The following is a 22,385-nucleotide window of genomic DNA, read 5'->3' on the forward strand; positions in this document are numbered from 1 at the left end:
CCGCCAGGCTGGCGCCTCAGACCATCCTGAAGAGGTGTTGCAGGGCCAGGTAGATGCCGGCGGCGAGGATGGCGCTGGCGGGGACGGTGATGATCCAGGCCGCCGCGATGGTGGTGACATGGGCGCGGCGGACGAGTTTGCGGGCTGCCTTGCGGCGGGCGATACCGGCGAACTTCGTCTGGGCCCCGTTGGGGGACTTGGCATGGACGTAGGTGACGCGCGTCTTTGAGTTGGCGGTGAACCATTCGCGGAAGAAACCGACGCCGAAGATGGCGCCCACCGCGATGTGGGTGGAGGAGACGGGCAGGCCGAGCCAGCTGGCGATGATCACGGTGACGGCGGCGGCAAGGGCGACGCAATAGGCGCGCATCGGGTTCAGCTTGGTGATCGAGTCGCCCACCATGCGGATGAGTTTCGGCCCGAACAGGACAAGCCCGAAGGAAATGCCCATCGCGCCGATCAGCATGACCCAGAGGGGGATGGTAACCTTGTCGGAGATTTCGCCATCCTGGAGGGCGTGGACGATGGCGGCGAGCGGGCCGATCGCGTTGGCCACGTCGTTTGCGCCATGAGCAAAGGAGAGGAGGGCGGCGGAGAAGATCAGCGGCCAGACGAAGAGCTCGCGCAGGGACTGGTTGCGGTTCTCCATGCCTTCTGACTGGCGCCGGATCAGGGGGTGGGTGAGGGCCCAGGCCAGCAGCGCAATGCCAAGGCCGATCAGAAGGGAATGGGGCAGGGAAATCTTGACGAGCTTGCTGACGCCCTTGAGCGCCATATAGGTGCCAAAGGCGCCGGCCATGACGGCGATCAGCACGGGTACCCAGCGGCGGGCGGCGGAGATCTTGTCTTCCCGGTAGATGATGGCGATCTTGATGAAGGCGAGCACGCCGGCCGCAATGATGCCGCCCATGACGGGGGAGATGACCCAGGAGGCGGCAATGCCCGCCATCACCGGCCAGCTGACCGCGCCGAAGCCGGCCGCCGCGATACCGGCGCCCATGACGCCGCCGACGATGGAGTGGGTGGTGGAGACGGGCGCGTTGAGGATGGTGGCGAGGTTGATCCAGAGGGCGGCGGAAATCAGCGCGGCCATCATCAGCCAGACGAAGGTTTCGGTGTTGGCGACATTGGTGGGGTCGATGATGCCGCGCGAGATTGTGGAGACGACATCGCCGCCTGCCAGCAGGGCGCCGGCGCTCTCGCAGATGGCGGCCATGATGATGGCGCCGGTCATGGTGAGCGCCTTGGAGCCGACGGCCGGGCCGACATTGTTGGCCACATCATTGGCGCCGATGTTGAGGGCCATGTAGCCGCCGATGGCCGCGGCCGCAACGATCAGCAGTCCATTGCTCTGGTTGCCGAACATGGCTGTGCCGATAACGACAATCACGGCGAGAAACAGGAAGCTGAGGCCGGGGCCGACGACGGCGCGCGCGGTCGAGGCGACGGCGGCTTCGGCCTTGCCGATCTTGGCAAGGTCTTTGTCGAGCGTCGCTTTGACGATCGTTGGTTCCCTGCCGTCCATCATGAAGCCCCCGCTTTAGGCGATGTGCCGCGCATCAGCCGCATGCGCCTGAACTTTTCAAGCTGCGGGCCCCAAGATTCCGGTCTGAAGCTGCAGATGTCACGCGGCTGTCACAAAACCTCCCCGGAGCGTTCAGCAAAGATTTCGTTCAAATTCAAACGACCGGTGAAACCGTAACTCCATGCGTCTGTGTCAGAACGGGGCGTAACGAAACGGCACGGGACGCCCGGAGGAGGCAGCCTGGCCGCAACCGGACTATGATGAGGGTAGACCCATGGCCAAGACGATCCTGGTGGTCGATGATGATCCGACACAGCGCCGCCTGCTTCAGGCCGCGGTGGAGAAGGCCGGCTTTGCCTGCCGCACCGCGCCCGATGGCGAGAGTGGCCTGCAGATGGCTTCTGACGCGCGCGAAGGCGTGGATGTCGTGCTGCTGGACCTGACGATGCCGGGTCTCTCGGGCATGGAGACCCTGGAGCGGCTAAATACCAAGCGCCCCGACCTGCCGGTGATCATGCTGACCGCGACAAGCGGCATCGACACGATCGTGCAGACGATGCGGCGCGGGGCGGTGGACTTCATCGTAAAGCCCGCCAATCCCGAGCGCGTGGTTGTCTCGATCCGCAACGCGCTGAAGATGCAGAGCCTGACGGGCGAGGTGAAGCGCCTTTCGCGCAAGGCCGAAGGCGGCATGAAGTTCGAGGACATGATTGCCTCGGCCCCGGCGATGCGCAGCGTGATCCGCATGGCAGAGCGCGGGGCTGCATCGGACATTCCGGTGCTGATCCTGGGCGAAAGCGGTGTGGGTAAGGAAGTTGTGGCGCGCTGCATCCAGGGCGCCAGCGCGCGGGCGGGCAAGCCGTTCGTGACGGTCAACTGCGGGGCGATCCCGGAGAACCTCGTGGAGTCGATCCTCTTCGGCCATGAGAAGGGCGCGTTTACCGGCGCCGTGACCAAATCACCCGGCAAGTTTGTCGAGGCCGATGGCGGCACGCTGTTCCTGGATGAGGTGGGCGAGCTTCCCCTCGACGCGCAGGTGAAACTGCTCCGTGCCCTGCAGGAAGGCGAGGTTGATGCCGTTGGCTCGCGCCGCCCGACCAGGGTGGACGTGCGCATCATCTCTGCGACGAACCGCGACCTGGCTGGCCAGGTGAAGGCGGGGACGTTCCGCGAAGACCTGTTCTACCGCCTCAACGTGTTTCCCATCGACATGCCGTCGCTGCGCGAACGCCGCGAAGACATTCCGGCCCTGGTCGATCATTTCATTGCACGGTTCAATGCCAGCGAAGGCACGAAAGTGACCGGCGCCGGCAAGGACACGCTGCAGATGCTGTACGCACATGACTGGCCGGGCAACGTCCGCCAGCTGGAGAACGCCGTGTTCCGCGCGGTTGTGCTGTGTGATGGGGATGAGCTGCGCCCGCAGGATTTCCCGCAGATTTCCGGCCTGATGGCGGATGTCATGATGATGCCAGCCATGCCGTCGGCGCGGGAAGAGACGCCCCCGGTTCCGGCCAATGACGTGCAGGCCGGTCTTTCCGGCGACGCGCCGGTCGCGATAAAGGATGAGGACGGGGAAATCCGCAGCCTGCAGGACATCGAACGCGACCTTCTTCAGTATGCGATCGAATTCTATGACGGCCATATGAGCGAAGTCTCGCGCCGTCTCGGCATTGGCCGCTCAACGCTTTACCGCAAGGTGCGTGAATACGACCTGGAAGTACGCGGCGACCGCGAGACGGGCTGATCTCTTCGGTGAAACACGATCAAAAAGCTCCGGACGAGGTCCGGAGTTTTTTTATGTCTTCAGTCCCGGGATACTGGCTGGATGGGCTGGCGGGTTGCCCGCCAGGTCAGGGCGATTCCGGCGAGGGTGACGATCACCATCAGCCAGTAGAGCTTTGTCTGGGCGTCGATACCGCCCGGCGCGAGGGCGTCATAGGCGATGCCGGCGGCAAGGCCGGTGACGGCCATCGCGGGGCCGAAGATCAGCGCGCCATTGGCCGAATAGGCCAGTGACAGCTTGTCATCGGGCAGGGCGGCCTGAAGGAAACGCATCGTTGCGATATGCGTCATGGCAAAGCTCGCCGCATGCAGGGTCTGGAAGACATAGACCGCCTCCACCGGCAGGACGAAACCCGCCGCTGTCCAGCGGATCAGCGCGCCGATCCCGCCGAGCCAGAGCAGGGCGTAATAGTTCATGTCCTTCAGGAGCTTGCGCGAGAGGAGCAGAAGGAGGATTTCGGCCGCCACGCCAATCGCCCAGAGCGCGCCGATATGGCCGCCATCAATGCCCTGCGCGATCCAGATATTGGACGCGAACGCATAGTAGGCCCCGTGGCTCGACTGGATGAGGGCGGCGGCGAGCAGGTACACGAAGACGCCCGGCATCCGGTAGAGGGTGAAGGAGTCGGTGAAGGTCGAGATCAGCGGGCGGCGCGCCACGGCGGCGCGCGCGCCCTGCTTGGTGAAGAGCGGCGCAAGGGCGGCGATGCCTGAGGCCGCGATCAGAAAGTAAAGGACCCAGTCCGGACCGAGCGCGCCGAGGATGGCCCCGCCGCCGAGATTGGCCGCAACGAAGGCGGCCGAGGCGATGGCGCGGCCTTCGCCATAGTCGGGGCGGCCATTGCGCGTGCCGAAGACGAGGACGGCCTCGAACAGCGGTCCGGCGAGGTTCAAGGCGCTGTAGACGAGCACGCAGAGGAGGAAAGCGGCAGCGCGCGGAGCGTCGGGAACGAGCAGGGCGTAGCCGGCAAGGGCAACGACCATCACCGAGGCGAGCGTGCCGCGCAGCCCGTGATCCTGCGCGATGCCGGCTGTCAGGGGGCCGGCGAAGATCCGGATGAGAATGGCGAGCGTGCTGGCCCCGGCGATCTCGGCGCCCGACATTCCGGCGGCGCGCTCCATCCAGACAGGGAGGTAGGGAAGGTTTGCGCCAAGCACGAGGTTGACTGCGCCGGCCGCAAGCGCGGCGCGCCAGGATGCGCTCAGGCCCATGCGGCCCTGCTGCCGACGCTTGCTGCATGCCCCGTCATGCCTGTTTCAGATCCTTATCCGCTGCCCCCGAGACCGGCGTGATACTCTGCTTGGCGGGCAGGCGGTAGGGGCCTATCGGGAAGACTTTTCAGGATAGGGGCGCAGCGCCGGTTTGGCGGCGGAGCTGCTCGCGGACAAGCTCACCGAGCTTGCGGGCTTCGGCCTCGCGCGGGCTGCCGGATTTCCAGGCGATGCCGACCTGCCGGCCGATGATCGGGCTCACGAAGGAGCGCACCGCGACATCCGGGCCGAGGGTGAGGCCATTGTCGGCGGCGAGTTTCGGGATCAGTGATACGCCGAGCCCGCCGGCTACCATGTTGACCAGCGTGCCCAGCGAGGTGGCCGCGACCTGTTCGCGCCCGCCGCCAGGCTTGATCCGGCAGGCAGCCACGGCATGGTCGCGCAGGCAGTGGCCATCTTCCAGAAGGAGCAGGTCGACGCCCTGAAGGTCTTCCGGGGAGAGCCCGTTCTTGCGGGTGAGCGGGTGGCTTACCGGAGCGGCGAGCAGGAACTCGTCGTCGAACAGCGTCATCACCTCGATGCCCGGCGCTTCCCAGGGCAGGGCGATGAAGGCCGCGTCCAGCGTGCGGGCGCGCAGCTGGTCGATCAGGCGCTGGGTTCGGTCTTCGGTGAGGTAGAGTTTCACATCCGGATATGTGCGGGTGAGCTGGCTGACGATCTGGGGCAGCACGAAGGGCGCGATGGTCGGAATGGCGCCGAGATGAAAGGGTCCGGAGAAGAGTGCGCCTGCGCTCGGCACGGCCTGGACCAGGGCATGGGCGTCGGCCAGCAAGGCTGAGGCGCGCGCGACGGCGATTTCCCCGGCATGCGTCAATGTTGCGCCGCGCGATTCCCGCTCGGCGAGCGAAACCCCGAACAGATCTTCAAGTTCCTTGATGCCCGCCGAAAGGGTGGGCTGGGTGACGTGACATGCCTCGGCCGCACGGGAAAAAGAGCCGGTTTCGCCCAGTGCTACGAGGAATTGAAGCTGGCGGAGGGTCGGAAGTATCATAGACATAATCTATATCATAAATCGCAATTATCAATTTTCTTTATCGGGTGCGCCCACCCTCCCGAAGGGGCCCGCAGTCACCGAAGCGGGTGATCAAGCCTCTTTCGGGGAGGCCTCCCAGGCTTGGCATCGGCCAGAAACTGCCTGACTTCCAGATCACCGGCGTGAAACCGACATTCATGCAGCGCGAACACATAGGGCGAATGCGCTTTCGCGCCGCTGACCGAGGACAGCTTCCCCGACCTCTGGAAGGTCATCTTCTTCTATCCGAAGGACGTCACCTTCGTCTGCCCGGCAGAGATTGCCGAATTTGCGCGCCTTGCGCCTGAGTTTGCCGACACCAAAGGTTCGCTGACTGACGGCCCCGGCGCGGGTGAAGAAGGCGCCGGCCTCGCCTGTCATGCGATCTGCATCGTCGATCCGCACGCTGTCATCGGGCGTCTGCGTGACCAAGCTCAACTTTGGCCCTCACCCGCGAGGCCCTGCGCGAGCCGGTGGCTGAGGCGGCGCGGGCGGCCGAGCCGGCCTGTCACCGGGGGTCAGCAGCATTTCACGCAAGCCCACGGGCCGTTATGGCCCGGGGGTCTCTTGCTTTTGGGAAATGCGCCCAAATCACCTCTCCGGCATGTAATAATGGTAAGGAAAGCGGCAAAATCAGCGATCCAGCATCTCTGGCGTGCAAACGATGCGGCATCGCAACACTGCGCGCCAGAGCCCGGTTTCTTATGAGGATTTGGCGCATTTCCCATCCCCGCCCATAGAGGGCAGACAGGGCGTTCCGTAGCTGGTCGTGGTTTGTTCTGGAATTAGTCCAATGTGGAAATTCCGATTCGCTATCGCTGCCCATTGAGGCCCATGCGTGCCCATGATACTCCAAATTTACACATGGTTTACCCATGGCGGGGTTTAGGCAGATAAGATTGGGCTAGGCGGGTGTTTGTTTCCACCTATGAGGGCGCTATTGACGCAAAAGGCAGGGTTTCGATCCCCGCGCCTTTCCGCGCCGCTTTGGGCGGATCCAGCCGCGTGTTCGTCTGGCAGGCCCCCGATGGGTCGGGCGCGCTGGAAGGCGGGGGCGAGGAGCTGATGGAGCTCTACCGCGAGACGCTTGCCGAGCTGCCGCTACAGTCGCCGATCCGGGAAGCTATCGTGACCTGCATCATCGCCGCCTCGGCGGACCTGAAGATAGACGATACGGGGCGCGTAAAACTGCCCGAAGAGCTCTGCGAGGCGGCCGAGCTGAGCGGCAAGATCAGGTTCTCCGGCCAGCTCGACAGTTTCCGTATCTGGAATCCCGAGCGGTTCAACCTGCATCAGGCCCGGATGCGCTCCATCGTCAACGCGCCGGAAACGCTCGATGCGTTTGCCGCCGCTTACAACAAGGTGCGCCAGCGCCGCGCAGCCGTTGGCCGGGCCGGGGAGGCTGGGTGATGTCGACACGCACAACGCCGCGCGGCCCGGCTGATCCGGGTCATCTGCCGGTGATGCTCACCGAAGTGCTCACCGCGCTCGCGCCGGCGGACGGCGAGGTCATCATCGACGGCACCTTCGGCGGGGGCGGCTACACGACCGCGATCCTCAAGGCGGCAAACTGCGCCGTGCTCGGCATTGACCGCGACCTTGATGCGATTGTCCGGGCCGAGAAGATGGCGCAGGCCAATCCGCGTCTCGTGCCGCTGCTCGGCTGTTTCGGCGATCTCGACATCCTGGCCGAGCAGGCCGGGCATGAATCGGTTGACGGCGTGGTGCTCGATATCGGCGTCTCCAGCTTTCAGATCGATCAGGCTGAGCGCGGCTTCTCCTTCATGAAGGATGGCCCGCTGGATATGCGAATGGGCGGGAGTGGTCCGTCTGCGGCCGATGTCGTCAACAGGATGAGCGAAAAGGGCCTGGCGGATGTCATCTTCCGTCTGGGCGAAGAGAAGAATTCCCGGCGGATTGCCCGCATACTGGTACAGCGCCGCGCCCAGGCGCCGTTCGAGACGACGGCAGACCTCGCCGCTGTGGTCGAAGAGGCCGTGGGCGGGCGGCGCGGGGCGCGGTCGCATCCGGCAACGCTGACTTTCCAGGCGATCCGCATGTATGTGAATGACGAGCTGGGCGAGCTGGCGCGCGGCCTGCGGGCTGCCGAGCGCATCCTCAAGCCTGGCGGGCGGCTGGTGGTCGTCACCTTCCACTCGCTGGAGGACCGTCTCGTCAAGCAATGGTTGCGCGAACGGGCCGGCGCGGTGCCGGGCGGTTCGCGACACATGCCGCTGATGTCAAAGGGGCCGAAACCAGCCTTTGAACTGCAGGAAAACAAGGCGGTGCAGCCTTCTGAAAAGGAAGTGGAAACCAATCCACGCGCACGGTCTGCAAAGTTGCGGGCGGCGATCCGCACCAATGCGGACGCGGCCCTGGATGAGGCGAGCGACGGTATGAACTTGCCGCCGCTCGCGGAACTGGAGAAGTCGCGATGAGCCGCAAGGTATTTTTCTTTGGTCTTCTGGTTGCCGGGTTGCTGATCTTCAGCCTCTACCGGGCAAAGTATGGCGCCAAGGACACCGCCGCCGAACTGATGGCAATCGAGGCCCAGATCCAACAGGTCCAGCAGGAAAAGGCCCTGCTGGAGACAGAGCTGGCGCATATGAGCCGGCGCGACTGGATCGAGGAATATGCCCGCAAGGAGCTGGGTATGGCCCCGCCCAAGCCGGGCCAGATGGCCAATGAAGGCGACCTCGACGAAATGGTCGGCCTGCCGGTGACGACGCTGCAGGCCCTCTCGGTTGCAGATGGCGGCGCAGAGGAAGCGGCAGATGCAGAGGCTGGCGAAGCCGCCCTGGAGGCCCCCAGATGAGCGAGGCGTCCCGGGATCGCACGCGGCTCGTCGGGCTGGCCATCGGCCTGCTCTTCGTGCTGATGGCGGGCCGGGGCGGATTCCTCGCGCTGTCGGATGCGCCGTCCAATGCGGCCAGCCGTCCGCTCACCGCGTCGCTGGAAACGCGCGCTGACATTGTCGATCGCAATGGCGAGCTTCTGGCAACCTCGGTTGTTTCCTGGTCACTTTGGGCCAATCCGAGCCTGATCTGGGACGGCGCCGATGCGGCCCGGCAGATCACCGGCGTCCTGACCGATGTCAGCGAGGCCGATCTGGCGCAGCGTCTGTCGGACCCCGATCGCAAGTTTGTCTGGGTCAAGCGCGGCCTGACCCCCCGGCAGCGCGAGCAGGTGGTTGCGCTCGGCCTGGAAGGGCTCGACTTCCGCGAGGAAGCCCGCCGGGCCTATCCGCGCGGCGTTCTGGCCGGGCAGGTGCTGGGATATACGAATGTCGACGGGGAAGGCATTGCGGGCATTGAACTGGGGCAGGATCAGGCCCTGCAGGACGGGGCAGAGCCCGTTCGCCTGACGCTGGACATTGGCGCGCAGGCTGCCCTTGAGGCAGAGCTTGCCACCGCCGCGATGGATTACGACATGATCGGCGGAGCGGCGATCCTGATGGATACGCGCACCGGCGAAATCCGCGGCATGGCCAGCTGGCCGCCGTTTGACCCCAACCGGGCCAGTGATACGCCTGCGGACGATCCGGCGCGGACCAACCGGGCAGTTGGCGCGGTGTATGAGCTCGGCTCGATCTTCAAGCCGCTGACGATTGCTGCGGCGCTGGACGTGGGCGCCATCCAGGCAGACGACCGGTTCCAGATCGGCCAGCCCCTGCTGATCCAGGGGCGGCGGATTTCCGACACGCACTGGTTTGCACGGGAGGCCGATGTCTGGAAGATCCTGGCGGAAAGCTCCAATATCGGCACGGTGCAGGTAAACCTCGCGCTGGGGCCCGAGCGGCAGATGCAATTGCTGGAGACCGCTGGCCTGACGCGCCGCGCGCCGCTTTCCCTGCCAGGATCGGCTGCGCCGCTGTTGCCGGCGCGGCTCGACGAGGTGACGGCGGCGACCGTTTCCTATGGCCATGGCATATCGGTCTCGCCGCTGGCCTTCCTGCTGGCTTTTTCCGCCTTCGGGAATGATGGCCAGATCGTTCCGCCCGTGCTGGTGGCGGATGAGACGGCCGGCCTGCCGGCCCCGGTGCGCCTGTTTTCGGAGGAGACCGCACATCTGGTGACGCAGATGATGCGCCAGACCGTGCTGAGCGGAACCGCCCGGCGCGCCGATGTCGCCGGATACCGTGTTGCCGGCAAGACAGGCACCGCCGAGAAGCCGATCCCGGGCGGCTATGCCAAGGACCGCAATGTTTCGAGCTTTGCTGCTGTGTTTCCTGCAGACAGCCCCCAATATGCCCTGATTGTGACGCTGGATGAGCCCAAGGCCATCGAGGACGGAACCATGACCGCCGCTGTCAACGCTGCTCCGGTTGCCGGGCGCATCATTGAGCGCGTGGCGCCGCTCCTCGAGGTCGATCCCCGATTTGAGGATGTGCGGCCTGCCTCTTCAGCGCCTCAGGACCTCTCCCAGAACAGGAGTGAACTTTGAAACTCTCCGACCTTTTCCCGCTCGCCGAGAATGGCGAGACCGAGATCCTCGGAATGACGGCCGACAGCCGGAAGGTGCAGCCTGGCTGGCTGTTTGCTGCCCTCAAGGGCAGCGTGCATGACGGGGGCAAATTCGTGCCCCAGGCCATACAGCAGGGCGCCGCGGCAATTCTTACTGACGCGGCTGCGGGGGGTATTTCGGTTCCGCAGGTAATTGCCGATGAGCCGCGCCGCGCGCTGGCGCTGGCAGCCAAGCGCTTCTATGGAGTCCAGCCCGAATGCGTGGTCGCCGTGACCGGCACGAACGGCAAATCCTCAACGGTCGATTTTGCCCGCCAGATCTGGAGCCGGGCGGGGATCAAGGCCGCCTCGATGGGCACGCTCGGCGCGATCGGTCCGGGCGGAAAGGTGGATATCGGCCACACGACACCCGACCCGGTGACGGTGAGCGAGACAATGAAGGCGCTGGCCGAGCAGGGCGTCACGCATTGCGCGATGGAGGCCTCCAGCCATGGCCTCGAGCAGCACCGGCTGGACGGGGTGGACCTTTCCGCCGTTGCCTTCCTCAACCTCACCCAGGACCATCTCGATTACCATCCGACGATGGAAGCCTATCTGGACGCCAAGCTGCGCCTCTTGCGTGATCTGGCGCCCAGGGGCGTTCCGGCCATCGTGAATGCCGACAGCGACCATCGCGACGTGGTCGAGGAGACCGCACGCAAGGCAGGTCTGCAGGTTGTCTCGTTCGGCTGGCGCGGGGAGGATCTCTGGATCGACGAGCTGATGCCGAAGGCGACGGGCCAGACGCTGTTCCTCTATTGGAAAGATGTGGAGCAGAAACCCATCGAGCTGCCGCTGATCGGCGAGTTCCAGACGCTCAACGCACTGGCGGCCGCCGCGCTCTGCCTGTCACTCGGCATGACGTTTCCGGCGGTGGCTGAGGGGCTTGCCCATCTCAAGCCGGTCAAAGGGCGGCTGGAATTTGTCGGCAAGACCGAGACCGGCGCGGGCGTGTTCGTGGACTATGCCCACACGCCGGACGGTCTTGACGTTCTGCTGCGTGCGGTCCGTCCGCATACGGCAGGGAGGCTGAAGGTGATCTTCGGCTGTGGCGGCGACCGGGACGCAAAGAAGCGCCCGATCATGGGCGAGATCGCCAGCCGCCAGGCCGATGATGTGATCATCACCGATGACAACCCGCGTTCGGAAGATCCGGCGAAAATCCGTGCCTCAATCCTTGGCGGCGCCAGGGGCGCGCATGAGATCGGCGACCGGGCTGAAGCGATCCATACGGTCATCCGCGAGCTGAAGAAGGGCGACACAGTTGTTATCGCCGGCAAGGGTCATGAAACCGGCCAGATCATCGGGTCGCAGGTGCTGCCTTTCTCCGATCAGGATGAGGCGCTCGCCGCTCTGAAAGGACTTTTGCGATGACGCGTCCGCTCTGGACTTCCAGCGACATTGCCCTTGCCACCGGCGGCGAGGCAACCGCGCCCTTCGAGGTGACCGGGTCGATCTCGATCGACACCCGCACCCTGCAGAAGGGGGACCTCTTCGTGGCGCTGAAGGACCAGCGCGATGGGCATGAATTTGTCGAGGCCGCATTCAAGGCGGGCGCGGCCGGCGCGCTCGTTTCCCGGCCGGTTCCCGGCGGCCCGCTGGTGCAGGTCGATGATGTGCTCGACGCGCTGACCCAAATGGGCATTGCTGCGCGGGTGCGCTGCGGCGCCCACCGCACGGCAGTCACGGGGTCTGCGGGCAAGACGTCGGTGAAGGAAATGCTGGCGCAGATCTACCGCGCCTTCGGTCCTGCCCACTGGAACGTCAAGAGCTTCAACAATCACTGGGGCGTGCCGCTGACGCTGGCCCGGATGCCGGAAGAGACACAGCGCGCGATCTTCGAGATCGGCATGAGCACGCCGGGCGAGATTGCCCCGCGCAGCCAGATGGTTCGCCCGCATACCGGCATCGTTACCTGTATTGCCGCTGCCCACCTTCAGGGGCTCGGCTCGGTTGAAGGTATCGCCGAGGAAAAGTCCGGCATCTTCGCCGGCCTGGAAGCGGGCGGCACGATCATTCTGCCGGCGGATGATGTGTTCCTTGACTATCTTTCCGCGCGTGCGCGGAGCTTTTGCCCGACGGGCAGCGTCGAGACGTTTGGCACATCAGATGAGGCAACCGCGCGGATTGCAGCCTATGAAACCGATGGCCGCACCAGCGAGGTAGTGGTCGATATCGTCGGCCAGCGCGCGCGCGTGACGCTCAACGCCGTCGGCGCCCACTGGGCGCAGAATGTGGCCGCTTCGCTGCTGGCCGCCAGCCAGGCTGGACTGTCGCTGAAAGACTGCGCCGAGGCCCTTTCAGGCTATGCGCCGCCGCCGGGGCGGGGCACTTCCGAAACGCTGGTTTTGCCCGATATCGGCGAAATCACGCTGATCGACGACGCCTACAATGCCAACCCCGCCAGCATGCGTGCCGCGCTCAAGGCGCTCGCGCAGCGCAGCGGAGCCCGCCGCCTGGTGGCGCTCGGCGACATGCGCGAAATCGGCGACACGTCCGCTGCGGAACACCGCGCGCTGGCGGCCCCAGTGGCTGAAGCAGGTGTCGATGGGATCTTTCTGGTTGGTGCCGAAATGCAACACCTTTCGCAGGCGCTTCCGCGGGATCTGCAGCAGATATCTGCTCCGACAGCGGATGAGTTGTGGAATCAGCTGCAAAAAGCACTCCGCGCTGGGGATGTTCTCTTGATCAAAGGATCGAATGCGTCCGGGATGGGCAAGTTAGCGGACCGGCTGCGCCAATGGAGCGTGCCGGCCGGATCGGGCAAGATGGATGGCGGTCCAGAAGGGGCTGCGAGGGTAAACTGATGCTATACGAACTGCTGGCCGCAGACAGCGGCCTGTTCAACCTGCTGAACTACATCACCTTCCGCACAGGTGCGGCGGTGGTCACCGCATTTCTGGTGACCGTGCTGTTTGGCGATGTGCTGATCAACTTCCTGCGCGCCCGCCAGGGCAAGGGCCAGCCGATCCGCGACCTGTCGCTTCAGGCTCAGCTCTCCAAGCAGGGCACGCCCACGATGGGCGGCTTTCTCATCTGGCTCGGCCTCATTGTTGGCGTGGTGCTCTGGGGCAACCTGCAGAACCCCTACGTCTGGGTCACGCTGTTCGTCACTTTCTCCTATGCGGTCCTCGGCTTCCTCGATGACTATGCCAAGGTCACCAAGCAGACGACCGATGGCGTGTCGGCCGGTTTGCGCCTGATAGCCGGGTTTGGTATCGCCGCGCTCGCCTGCGCCCTGATCATGGGCCTGCACGGCGCCCACACCCCGGCTGGTCACGCCGAATGGGGCCCGTTCAATCCGCTGGCCGAATGGATTGCCGGCTTTGCCCCGCAGACGTCTGTGAGCCCGGCCGATCCGGACTTCTCTGGCGGCGTGGCGGTTCCCTTCGTCAATAACTACTTCCTGCCGCTCGGCGGGTTCTTCATCCTCTTCGGCATGATCGTCATCGTCGGCGCGGCCAATGCGGTGAACTTCACCGACGGCCTCGATGGCCTTGCCATCGTTCCGGTTACTTTTGCGGCCGCCGCCTATGCGATGATTGCCTATCTGACGGGCAACTTCGTCTTCGCATCCTATCTCGGCATCCAGTTTGCGCCGGGGGCGGGGGAGCTTGCCGTGCTGCTCGGCGCGCTGATCGGCTCGGGCATGGGCTTCCTCTGGTACAATGCCTATCCCGCGAAGGTCTTCATGGGCGACACCGGATCGCTCGGCCTTGGCGGCATGCTTGGTGTTGTCGCCGTGGCCACCAAGCACGAATTTGCGCTTGTCGTCATCGGCGGCCTGTTCGTCATCGAGGCGGTTTCGGTGCTCACCCAGATCGGCTGGTTCAAGATCACCAAGCGTCTCACGGGCGAGGGCAAACGCATCTTCCTCATGGCGCCGCTTCACCACCATTTTCAGAAGCAGAACTGGCCCGAAACCCGGGTTGTCGTGCGCTTCTGGATTCTTTCCGTTCTGTTCGCCCTCGCGGGCCTCGCCACGCTGAAGCTGAGGTAACCCGCGCGCCATGATCCCCATTACCGAATACGCTGGAAAAGACGTTGCGGTGTACGGCCTCGGCCGCTCCGGTCTCAGCGCGGCCAAAGCCCTCAAGGCTGGCGGCGCGCGCGTCCATGCGTGGGATGATAATGAGGAAATGCGCGCCAGGGCCGAAGCCGCCGGCATCGCCCTCTCCGATATCAACAAGCGCGACTGGCAGACCTTTGCCGCTCTCGTCCTCTCGCCGGGCATCCCCTACAAGTTTCCCCAGCCTCATCGCCTTGTGCGCATGGCGGAGATGACCGGTGTTCCGGTGATCGGCGACATGGAGCTCTTCGCCCGCGCCGTGCAGGCGCTGCCCGAGCGCGCCCGGCCGAAGATCGTGGCGATCACGGGCACCAATGGCAAGTCGACCACGACGGCGCTGATCGGCCATATCCTGAAACAGGCGGGCCGCGATGCCCGCGTTGGCGGCAATATCGGCACCGGTGTGCTCGATCTCGCCGCGCTTCATTCCAATGCCATCTATGTGCTGGAGATGTCGTCCTACCAGCTTGATCTGGTCAAGAGCCTGCGCTGTGATGTGGCCGTCTTCATGAACCTTTCGCCTGACCATCTTGACCGTCATGGCGGCATGGATGGCTACCAGGCTGCGAAGATGCGCATCTTCCAGAACCAGACGGACAAGGACGTCGCGGTCATCGGGTTTGACGATGTCTATTCCCAGTCGATTGCCATCGGCCTGTCTGCCCGCGGCCCGCAGAAGGTGGTGCAGATTTCTTCCACCTATACCCTCGGCAAGGGCATCAGCGCCGTGGACGGACGGCTTTATGACAATCAGTCCGGGAAGGCCGAATTCGTCGGCAAGCTGGATGAATGTCCCGCCCTGGTCGGGCGCCACAACTACCAGAACGCCGCCGCCGCCTATGCCGCCTGCCGCGCGCTCGGGCTGGATCCGGCAACGATCATGGCGGGGCTGAAATCCTTTCCTGGCCTCGCCCACCGGATGGAAGCGGTCGGTGAGATCGACGGCATCCGCTTCATCAACGATTCCAAGGCAACCAACGCCCAGGCCGCCGAACAGGCGCTGCGTTCGTTCAGGAACATCTACTGGATTGCCGGGGGTGTTCCGAAAGCGGAGGGCATTGCCCCGCTGGCGTCGCTGTTTCCAAATGTCATCAAGGCCTATCTGATCGGCCAGGCAGAGGACGTCTTTGCCGCGACCCTGAACGGCAAGGTGCCCGCGCAGGTCTGCGGCGCGCTCGAGCGGGCCGTGGACGCGGCTTTCCGCGATGCCAAGGCCGCAGGAGAGCCGGGTGCCGTGATCCTGCTGTCGCCCGCCTGCGCCAGCCAGGACCAGTTCAAGGATTATGAGCATCGCGGGGATATCTTCCGCAGTCTTGTGCAGGACCGGCTGCCGGCAAGCCTCAAGGTGACTGCGTGAGCTATACGGCCAACGCCCCGCTTCTGCCGCGGTCCGATACATCCTGGTTTACCGAATGGCGCCGAACTCTGGACTGGGGCCTGGTCGCCGGCGCGGTGCTCCTGCTCTTCATCGGCCTGCTCATGTCTCTGGCCGCCGGGCCATCTGCCTCGGCGCGCATCGGCTATGACGACGCCTACCATTTCGTCTATCGGCAGGCGGCACTGGCTGCCATCGGGTTCACGATCATGATGGGCATGAGTTTCCTTGACCGGAAATGGGCCCGCCGCGCTGCCGCCCTGATCTTTTTCGTCAGCCTGGGGATGATGGTCGTGGTGCTCGGCATCGGGCATGAGGCCAAGGGCGCGCAGCGCTGGCTTCGCTTTTCGGGCTTTTCGTTCCAGCCCAGCGAAACGGTGAAGCCGGCCCTGATCCTGCTCTGCGGCTGGCTGCTGGCCCAGCGTGAGCTTTACCCAAAAGGCCCCTGGGCGCTGATCGCGTTCCTCTTCTATGCCGTCACGCTCGGGCTACTCCTGATGCAGCCCGATGTCGGCCAGTCGGCACTGCTGACCTTTGCCTTCGTCACGACGTTCTTCGTCAGCGGCATGCCCAAGCGCTGGGTGGCGATCTTTGCGGTTGGCGGCGGCGCCCTCGCCTTCCTGCTCTACCATCTGCTGCCTTATGTGAAGCGGCGGGTGGACCTGATCTTCAATCCGGAACCACTTGACAGCTATCAACTCGACAAGGCGGCCGAAGCGATCAGCCGGGGCGGCCTTTTCGGCGTCGGCCCGGGGGAGGGGCTGGTGAAGGCGCGCCTGCCTGACGCCCACACCGACTTCATCTTCGCTGTCATGGCCGAGGAGTTTGGTCTCGTCGCCATCGTGGTGCTGATGGCGATCTTCGCGATGATGGCCATCCGGGGGTTCCGGGCAGCCTCGCGGATTGAGGATGGCTATGCCCGCACCGCGGCGGCGGGCCTCTTCACCCTGTTCAGCCTCCAGGCTGCAATCAACATTGGCGTGAACCTGGCCGTTCTGCCGCCGACCGGCATGACGCTGCCTTTTGTTTCCTATGGTGGCACCTCTATGGTGGGTATGGGATTGACGCTCGGCCTCGCGCTTGCTCTCGTCCGGGGAGAAGGCACAAGGAGCCGTGGTCAGTATGGCTGACACCCCTGATACAAAACTCGTCATTATCGCGGCCGGCGGAACCGGCGGCCACATGTTCCCCGCACGCGCCTTCGCCGACGAAATGCGCGCGCGCGGCTGGAACACGGCGCTGATCTCCGATTCGCGCGGCCTGAAATACGCCGCCGACTTTCCCGCTGACTGGAAAGAAGAGATCGAGGCGGCCAGCCCCAACTTTCGCAAGCCCTGGACCGTTCCGGGCGCTGCCCTCAAGATCAATGCCGGGATCAGCCGCGCCCGCCGCCTGATGAAACAGCACCGGCCGGCGCTGGTCGCAGGCTTTGGCGGGTATCCGGCGTTTCCCGCGCTGGCAGCGGCGCGGCGGCTTGGCGTGCCGATCATCATCCATGAACAGAACGCGGTGCTCGGCCGGGTCAACCGGCAGTTTGCAAAGCATGCCAGGCTGGTTGCCAGCGGGTTCGAGCGGCTCGACCGCCTGCCGACCGGCTCGGCCCACATGCCGCTCGGCAATCCGGTTCGCACACCGGTGATCGCGGCGGGGAACATTCCTTTTCCGCCTACGGACGGAACGTTGAACATCTTCGTAACCGGCGGCAGCCAGGGCTCGCGCATCATCGGCGAAATCGTGCCTCTGGCAATCGCCAATCATGTCAGCCCGCCGCTGCGGGTGCGGCTCAAAGTGGTCCAGCAGGTGCGTGAGGAACAGTATGAGATTGTCTCGAGTATCTATCGCAATTCCGGGGTGGAATGCGAACTCTCCGCCTTCTTCAGCGACATGCCGGAACGCCTCGCCGCTGCCCATCTGGTGATCGCGCGCTCCGGCGCCGGAACGATGAGCGAGCTCGCCGCTGTCGGTCGCCCATCAATCCTCATCCCGCTCGGCATCGCCATGGACGACCATCAGGCCGCCAATGCCGAAGCGCTGACGGAGGTCGGCGCGGCCGACATGATCCTTGAAGCGAATGTCACCCCGAAACTTCTCGGTGAGCTGATTTCTGCGCGCCTGTCGGATACACAGGAGCTGAAAGCCCGAGCCGCTGCGGCGAAGTCTGCCGCCCGCGTGGACGCTGCCCAGCAACTGGCAGACATGGCCGAGAGGATCGCGGAACTATGATCCGCAGGTCGGCCTTCATTGCGCTCGCCTTTGGCGTGTTTCTCGTCATCTTCGAGATCGCCGGCAATTGGGGCAACTGGCGGCCCTGGCCCTTCTGGCTGGTCAGCTTCATTGCCTCCGGCGCGCTGATCCTCGGCGGCCTGCGCACGCTCAACCGGGGCTCCTCGCGCCTCCTGTCGGCCGCCTGGGGCGCTGCGGCCGGCATATTCTGGATGTCGTACTTCACCCATGTCGAGACCCTCGTTGAAGGCATTGATGTGGCCAAGGGCGAAGGGACGTTTACCCTCGTCACCGGGCTCTTGCTGGTGGTCGCCATTGCGGGCCTCTTCATGTCGCTTACACGGCGGACGATTTAGGAGTTCAGGGTTTTCAATGACAACGCCCACGCCCTTTCCTGTAGGACCCGCTCACATCGTCGGTATCGGCGGCATCGGCATGTCCGGCATTGCCGATGTCATGCTCACCATGGGTTATGAAGTTCAGGGGTCTGACGTTTCTGAAAGCGCCAATGTCGAGCGCCTGCGTGCGCGCGGCGTCAAGGTGTTCATCGGGCATGCGGCCGACAATGTCGCGGGCGCGGGCACGGTGATCATCTCAACTGCCATCCGGCGCGACAATCCCGAAGTTCAGGCTGCGCGCGCCGCCGGTATTCCGGTCGTCCGCCGGGCCAACATGCTGGCCGAGATCACACGCCTCAAATACACGGTCTGCGTTGCAGGCACACATGGCAAGACCACGACAACCTCTCTTGTGGCCTGTCTCCTGGACGGTGCCGGTATTGACCCGACCGTCATCAATGGCGGTATCATCCATGCGTATGGCTCAAACTACAAGGCGGGCGAGAGTGACTGGATGGTGGTGGAAAGCGACGAGAGCGACGGCACCTTCGCCAAGCTCCATCCGACCTGCGCCATTGTCACCAATATCGACGCCGAGCATATGGACCATTACGGCACCATGGACAGACTGCGCGAGGCATTCGACACATTTGTCGAAAATCTCCCTTTCTATGGCTTTGCAGTTCTGTGTACCGATCATCCCGAAGTGCAGGCGCTTGCTGCCCGCGTAACTGACCGGCGCCGCATCACCTATGGCTTCAACCTTCAGGCCGATATACGTGCCGTTAACCTGACGACTGATCTCAAGGGCGCGCATTTTGATGTCGAGATCCGCCGCAGCGCCAGCGAAGCGCCCCGGCGCATCGAGGGGCTCACTCTGCCCATGGCCGGGGAGCACAATGTCCAGAACTCGCTCGCGGCCATCACGGTTGCTCTCGAGCTGGGCGCGAGCGACGACCAGATCCGCGCCTCGCTGGCCAAGTTCGGCGGCGTGAAACGGCGCTTCACGGAAGTGGGCGAATGGCTGCCCGAAGCAGGCGGCGAGCCGGTCAAGATCATCGATGACTATGGCCACCACCCGGTCGAGATTGCGGCCGTGCTGAAAGCAGCCCGCGCCATGCAGGGGGGGCGCACGCTGATCGCCGTCTGCCAGCCGCACCGTTATTCCCGCCTGAGCGATCTCTTCGACGAATTCTCGCGCTGTTTTGACCAGGCCGATCACGTGCTCGTTGCGCCGGTCTATGAGGCGGGCGAGGCGCCCCTTCCCGGCATTACCCATGAAACCCTCGTCCGCTCCATCCTGCGCCACGGCCACCGCAATGCGCAGGCGCTCGCCTCGCTGGCCGATCTGCCCGCCGCCGTCAGGAAACTGGCCGGACCCGGCGCGATGGTGGTGTGCCTTGGCGCCGGCGACATCACCCGTCATGCCGGGGAGCTTCCGGGCAGGCTGAAGGGCTGACGCCGGGTCACGGATAAAACCGCCTTCCGCTTTGCATATTAGTCTCTAGTCTTGCCTCACAGACGCGCGGGCACACGCGCCAGGAGGATGCGAATGGCTCAAGCGATCGTGGATGCCGCGGGCGGCAACCCGTCCCATATACACAAAGGGGAGGGGGGCGCCCTCGGCAAGACAGGCTTTTCCTGGGCCTGGTTCGAGGCGGCGCGCAACCCGTATTACATCCTGATCGTCATCTATGTGTTCGCGCCCTATTTCGCGCGCGACATTGTCGGCGCCGACATTCTGGCCAGTGGCCGGCTGGAAGGCCTTACCCCGGAAGAAGCCCAGAAGGCTGCCGGGGCCGAAGGCCAGGCGATGGTCGCCAACCTGTCCAAGACGGCCGGTTACATTGCCGCCCTCACCGCACCTTTCCTTGGCGCCGCGTTTGACCGGGGCCTGCGCCGCAAGCCGCTGATCTTCTTCTGCCTGTCGCTGATTTCCCTGATCGGCATCTCGCTCTGGTGGGCCATTCCCGGGCCGGCGGGCCTCTCGACAGGCGGCGTCATGGCGCTCCTGATCATCGCCTATGTCTGCTACAGCTATAGCGAGGTGGCGCATAATTCGATGTTGCCCGACGCTGCCCGGCTGGATGCCTTGCCAGCCGTTTCCGGCCTCGGGCTCGCGCTCGGCAACGGCATGGCAACGCTGATGTTCATCGCCATCGTCTTCATGTTTGCCCTGCCGATTGCGCTGGCATGGCCCTTCGCCGAGCCGCTCTTCGGAATTGATCCGGCCCAGTACGAGCAGTACCGCATAGCCGGGCCGATCTGCGGGGTCTGGATGTTTGCGTCGATGATGCCTTTCTTCCTCCATGCGAAGGATACCGGCGTGCGCGGCACATCGCCCGTACGCGCCATCAGTGAGGGTGCCAGGGGGGTCATCCGCACCATCCGTCAGGCTGCCCAGCACCGCGAAGCCTTCAAATTCCTCATCGCCCGGACGATCTATGCCGATGGCATGTTCGCGCTGCTCACCATTGGCGCGGTTTATGTCAGCCTGTTTCTCGGCTGGGGCCTGATCGAGCTGACAATCTATGCCATCTGGGCCTCGGCCTGGGGCGTTGCCGGCGGTATTTTCGGCGGCTGGCTCGATCAGAAACTGGGGCCGAAAAACGCCCTTGTCGTCGAGATCGCCGCCATCGTGCTGATCCTCTTCCTTGGCCTGTCCATCACCCGCGACTCGGCCTTCTTCGGCCTGTTGCCGAATGTCAAAGTCTGGGACGCGCCGTTCTTCTCGGGCACGTCAGACCTGATCTATCTGGGGCAGGGCGCGCTCATTGCCGTCTTCGCCACCGCCAACATCTCGTCCAGCCGGTCGATGCTGATCCATGTCGCGCCCGCGCATATGCGGGGCGAGTTCTTCGGACTGTTTGCGATTGCCGGAACGGTCACGGTCTGGCTCGGGCCGCTGCTGATCGAGCAGTTCACCCGCTGGTCGGGCGACCAGCGGATCGGCATGTCGGCCATTGCGTTCCTGTTCCTTCTGGGCCTGGCCGTGCTGCTGACCGTGAAGTCAGACCCGCCGGCGAGGCGCGTAGCCTAGCTCGCCGGGCCGAAGGCGGGCGCGCCGCCGCCCCCATCCCGGATCCGCTCGATAGTTGAGACGCGGCGCGGGCGCAGATAGAAGGTGTCGCCCATCGTTATGTTGGTGTCGATGATCAGGCTGATGCCGCTGTCATAGTCATATTCGATTTCGGTCAGGATGACCGAACCGGGTGACGGGACGATGCCATCGGGCACAACGACCAGAGAGCCGGCAGCGCGAGCTGTCATTTCGTGCCCATCTGACCAGGCAACGCGCTTCTGGCCATCTCCATTGTCGACGATGGAGGAAATGCGCATGCGTGTTTCACTGGCCCGGTAGGGCTGCATCATCACGGCGGCGGCATTGTAGAGTTCGTGCATGTCGGCATCGGTGACCGAAGCGAGACGCGAGGTAAGGTCTCCCAGGCTTGCGGCCGTGGCGGTTACGCGGCGGTCGGCGCGCATCAGGAAGCTGAGCTCGATACAGCCGAAGAAGATCAGCACCAAAAGCGGGGCGATGAAGGCAAACTCGACCGCCGAGACGCCGTCCTCATTGCGCAGCAGGCTTTTCAGCCCCAGCTTCCGCGGCGCATTCTTCCGGCGCAGGCGGGCTTCGAAGTAGCGGTTGAGCATCATTAGTCTTCGCTCCCGAAAGGTTCGTTACGGAAAACGGCGTTGGACTGGAGAAGGTGCTTATGGCCGGCCATGTTGGCCAGCGGCGCGGTCAGGCCCGGCGTCAGCAGGTCCCATTCATAGAACACCCGCACAGCTACAATGTCGTTGGGGCCGCCGGGAGTGAACCCGAAGGTTTCATCATCGATCAGGCCAGCTGAGTCGAGCGGTGTGCCGGTTGGCGTGTTGGCAAAGCCGCTGATCGTCTGCACATCAATGTAAAGCTTGTTCTCGCAATCCATCATGCCCATCAGTTCGCTACAGACGATTTCCCGGAATTCCTGCGCCGTCAAACCAGCCTGCTGCACGGCGCCCGTGCGCAGGGGCCGCGTGGCGTCGGCCACGCCATGGTCAAGAATGGCCGCCATGATGAAGATGATGCACACTTCGAGCAGGCCGAAGATCAGGAAGAAGAAAGGCGCTGCAATCAGCGCGAATTCGACGGCAGCCACGCCGCGATTATCGGCAGCGTAACGTTCGAAACGCGCGCGCAGGCGCGCCGACAGACTATTTCGGATGCGGAGCATCATCAGACCATTCCCCCACTGGGATCAGGCTCGATGAGTAGCATGTTCCGGTTTGCGGGGGGTT

At 64.3% G+C, this 22,385-nt stretch carries 19 protein-coding genes and 1 pseudogene; 15 read left to right on the forward strand and 5 right to left on the reverse strand.

The features are described 5' to 3' along the window. Positions 1-16 precede the first annotated feature (16 nt). Complete coding sequence (locus tag KG722_RS06300) at positions 17-1,525, reverse strand: inorganic phosphate transporter (RefSeq protein WP_213271576.1); 1,509 nt, start codon at positions 1,523-1,525, stop codon at positions 17-19. Positions 1,526-1,799: 274 nt separating this feature from the next. On the opposite strand from KG722_RS06300, the gene KG722_RS06305 reads away from it, so the two are divergent. Beyond that, positions 1,800-3,272, forward strand: coding sequence for a sigma-54 dependent transcriptional regulator (locus tag KG722_RS06305; protein WP_213270826.1), 1,473 nt, complete (start codon positions 1,800-1,802; stop codon positions 3,270-3,272). A 59-nt stretch (positions 3,273-3,331) separates the two neighbouring features. On the opposite strand, the gene KG722_RS06310 is transcribed toward KG722_RS06305, so the two are convergent. Both KG722_RS06310 and KG722_RS06315 read right to left on the reverse strand, forming a co-directional pair. Further along, entirely contained in the window at positions 3,332-4,522 is a 1,191-nt protein-coding gene (locus tag KG722_RS06310; RefSeq protein WP_213270827.1) for an MFS transporter, read from the reverse strand. A 127-nt stretch (positions 4,523-4,649) separates the two neighbouring features. Then, entirely contained in the window at positions 4,650-5,579 is a 930-nt protein-coding gene (locus KG722_RS06315) for a hydrogen peroxide-inducible genes activator (RefSeq protein WP_213270828.1), read from the reverse strand. Between the two features lie 173 nt (positions 5,580-5,752). Here KG722_RS06315 and KG722_RS15405 point away from each other — a divergent pair. From KG722_RS15405 to KG722_RS06385, 14 genes and pseudogenes are all read left to right on the forward strand, one after another. Continuing rightward, positions 5,753-5,903, forward strand: a pseudogene (locus KG722_RS15405) (redoxin domain-containing protein); the annotation flags it as partial. Positions 5,904-6,506: 603 nt separating this feature from the next. Beyond that, positions 6,507-7,004 (forward strand): hypothetical protein, encoded by a 498-nt coding sequence (locus KG722_RS06325; protein WP_213270829.1) that lies wholly within the window; start codon positions 6,507-6,509, stop codon positions 7,002-7,004. Beyond that, positions 7,004-8,032, forward strand: coding sequence for a 16S rRNA (cytosine(1402)-N(4))-methyltransferase RsmH (gene rsmH, locus KG722_RS06330; protein WP_213270830.1), 1,029 nt, complete (start codon positions 7,004-7,006; stop codon positions 8,030-8,032). Before KG722_RS06325 ends, rsmH begins: the two co-directional genes overlap by 1 nt. Further along, positions 8,029-8,409, forward strand: a complete 381-nt coding sequence (locus KG722_RS06335) for a septum formation initiator family protein (RefSeq protein ID WP_213270831.1) — start codon at positions 8,029-8,031, stop codon at positions 8,407-8,409. The genes rsmH and KG722_RS06335 overlap by 4 nt, the downstream gene beginning before the upstream one ends. Then, on the forward strand, positions 8,406-10,037 hold the full coding sequence (locus tag KG722_RS06340; RefSeq protein WP_213270832.1) for a penicillin-binding protein 2: 1,632 nt from the start codon (positions 8,406-8,408) through the stop codon (positions 10,035-10,037). Before KG722_RS06335 ends, KG722_RS06340 begins: the two co-directional genes overlap by 4 nt. Further along, positions 10,034-11,470, forward strand: coding sequence for a UDP-N-acetylmuramoyl-L-alanyl-D-glutamate--2,6-diaminopimelate ligase (locus KG722_RS06345; protein ID WP_213270833.1), 1,437 nt, complete (start codon positions 10,034-10,036; stop codon positions 11,468-11,470). Before KG722_RS06340 ends, KG722_RS06345 begins: the two co-directional genes overlap by 4 nt. Next, a complete protein-coding gene (gene murF, locus KG722_RS06350) occupies positions 11,467-12,903 on the forward strand; it encodes a UDP-N-acetylmuramoyl-tripeptide--D-alanyl-D-alanine ligase (protein WP_213270834.1) in 1,437 nt (478 codons plus the stop codon). Before KG722_RS06345 ends, murF begins: the two co-directional genes overlap by 4 nt. Continuing rightward, positions 12,903-14,096 carry a phospho-N-acetylmuramoyl-pentapeptide-transferase gene (mraY, locus tag KG722_RS06355; RefSeq protein WP_213270835.1) on the forward strand — a complete coding sequence of 398 codons (1,194 nt, stop codon included), beginning with the start codon at positions 12,903-12,905 and terminating at the stop codon, positions 14,094-14,096. Before murF ends, mraY begins: the two co-directional genes overlap by 1 nt. Before the next feature lie 10 nt (positions 14,097-14,106). Next, on the forward strand, positions 14,107-15,522 hold the full coding sequence (gene murD, locus KG722_RS06360) for a UDP-N-acetylmuramoyl-L-alanine--D-glutamate ligase (RefSeq protein WP_213270836.1): 1,416 nt from the start codon (positions 14,107-14,109) through the stop codon (positions 15,520-15,522). Next, a complete protein-coding gene (locus KG722_RS06365; RefSeq protein ID WP_213270838.1) occupies positions 15,519-16,670 on the forward strand; it encodes an FtsW/RodA/SpoVE family cell cycle protein in 1,152 nt (383 codons plus the stop codon). Before murD ends, KG722_RS06365 begins: the two co-directional genes overlap by 4 nt. Continuing rightward, positions 16,663-17,763, forward strand: a complete 1,101-nt coding sequence (gene murG / locus KG722_RS06370; RefSeq protein WP_213270840.1) for an undecaprenyldiphospho-muramoylpentapeptide beta-N-acetylglucosaminyltransferase — start codon at positions 16,663-16,665, stop codon at positions 17,761-17,763. Before KG722_RS06365 ends, murG begins: the two co-directional genes overlap by 8 nt. Continuing rightward, complete coding sequence (locus tag KG722_RS06375; protein WP_213270842.1) at positions 17,760-18,119, forward strand: hypothetical protein; 360 nt, start codon at positions 17,760-17,762, stop codon at positions 18,117-18,119. The genes murG and KG722_RS06375 overlap by 4 nt, the downstream gene beginning before the upstream one ends. Before the next feature lie 16 nt (positions 18,120-18,135). After that, on the forward strand, positions 18,136-19,560 hold the full coding sequence (gene murC / locus KG722_RS06380) for a UDP-N-acetylmuramate--L-alanine ligase (protein WP_213270844.1): 1,425 nt from the start codon (positions 18,136-18,138) through the stop codon (positions 19,558-19,560). Between the two features lie 93 nt (positions 19,561-19,653). After that, positions 19,654-21,141 (forward strand): MFS transporter, encoded by a 1,488-nt coding sequence (locus KG722_RS06385; protein ID WP_213270846.1) that lies wholly within the window; start codon positions 19,654-19,656, stop codon positions 21,139-21,141. On the opposite strand, the gene KG722_RS06390 is transcribed toward KG722_RS06385, so the two are convergent. Beyond that, the gene (locus KG722_RS06390) at positions 21,138-21,758 is read right to left on the reverse strand and encodes a TadE/TadG family type IV pilus assembly protein (RefSeq protein ID WP_213270848.1); all 621 of its coding nucleotides are present in this window, start codon (positions 21,756-21,758) and stop codon (positions 21,138-21,140) included. The two genes, KG722_RS06385 and KG722_RS06390, sit on opposite strands and share 4 nt — an antisense overlap. Then, positions 21,758-22,324: a TadE/TadG family type IV pilus assembly protein gene (locus KG722_RS06395; protein WP_300998271.1), complete on the reverse strand. Its 567-nt coding sequence runs from the start codon at positions 22,322-22,324 to the stop codon at positions 21,758-21,760. The genes KG722_RS06390 and KG722_RS06395 overlap by 1 nt, the downstream gene beginning before the upstream one ends. Positions 22,325-22,385: the final 61 nt, after the last annotated feature.

Origin of the sequence: Hyphomonas sp., from assembly GCF_018402285.1 — a bacterium.
In the GTDB taxonomy this organism is placed as follows: Bacteria; Pseudomonadota; Alphaproteobacteria; order Caulobacterales; family Hyphomonadaceae; genus Hyphomonas.

Excerpts from the sequence above, each read along its gene's own strand:
- KG722_RS06300 (WP_213271576.1), bottom strand. The coding sequence starts at position 1,525 with ATGGACGGCAGGGAACCAACGATCGTCAAAGCGACGCTCGACAAAGAC.
- KG722_RS06305 (WP_213270826.1), top strand. The coding sequence starts at position 1,800 with ATGGCCAAGACGATCCTGGTGGTCGATGATGATCCGACACAGCGCCGC.
- KG722_RS06310 (WP_213270827.1), bottom strand. The coding sequence starts at position 4,522 with ATGGGCCTGAGCGCATCCTGGCGCGCCGCGCTTGCGGCCGGCGCAGTC.
- KG722_RS06315 (WP_213270828.1), bottom strand. The coding sequence starts at position 5,579 with ATGTCTATGATACTTCCGACCCTCCGCCAGCTTCAATTCCTCGTAGCA.
- rsmH (WP_213270830.1), top strand. The coding sequence starts at position 7,004 with ATGTCGACACGCACAACGCCGCGCGGCCCGGCTGATCCGGGTCATCTG.
- KG722_RS06335 (WP_213270831.1), top strand. The coding sequence starts at position 8,029 with ATGAGCCGCAAGGTATTTTTCTTTGGTCTTCTGGTTGCCGGGTTGCTG.
- KG722_RS06340 (WP_213270832.1), top strand. The coding sequence starts at position 8,406 with ATGAGCGAGGCGTCCCGGGATCGCACGCGGCTCGTCGGGCTGGCCATC.
- murF (WP_213270834.1), top strand. The coding sequence starts at position 11,467 with ATGACGCGTCCGCTCTGGACTTCCAGCGACATTGCCCTTGCCACCGGC.
- mraY (WP_213270835.1), top strand. The coding sequence starts at position 12,903 with ATGCTATACGAACTGCTGGCCGCAGACAGCGGCCTGTTCAACCTGCTG.
- murD (WP_213270836.1), top strand. The coding sequence starts at position 14,107 with ATGATCCCCATTACCGAATACGCTGGAAAAGACGTTGCGGTGTACGGC.
- murG (WP_213270840.1), top strand. The coding sequence starts at position 16,663 with ATGGCTGACACCCCTGATACAAAACTCGTCATTATCGCGGCCGGCGGA.
- KG722_RS06375 (WP_213270842.1), top strand. The coding sequence starts at position 17,760 with ATGATCCGCAGGTCGGCCTTCATTGCGCTCGCCTTTGGCGTGTTTCTC.
- murC (WP_213270844.1), top strand. The coding sequence starts at position 18,136 with ATGACAACGCCCACGCCCTTTCCTGTAGGACCCGCTCACATCGTCGGT.
- KG722_RS06385 (WP_213270846.1), top strand. The coding sequence starts at position 19,654 with ATGGCTCAAGCGATCGTGGATGCCGCGGGCGGCAACCCGTCCCATATA.
- KG722_RS06390 (WP_213270848.1), bottom strand. The coding sequence starts at position 21,758 with ATGATGCTCAACCGCTACTTCGAAGCCCGCCTGCGCCGGAAGAATGCG.
- KG722_RS06395 (WP_300998271.1), bottom strand. The coding sequence starts at position 22,324 with ATGATGCTCCGCATCCGAAATAGTCTGTCGGCGCGCCTGCGCGCGCGT.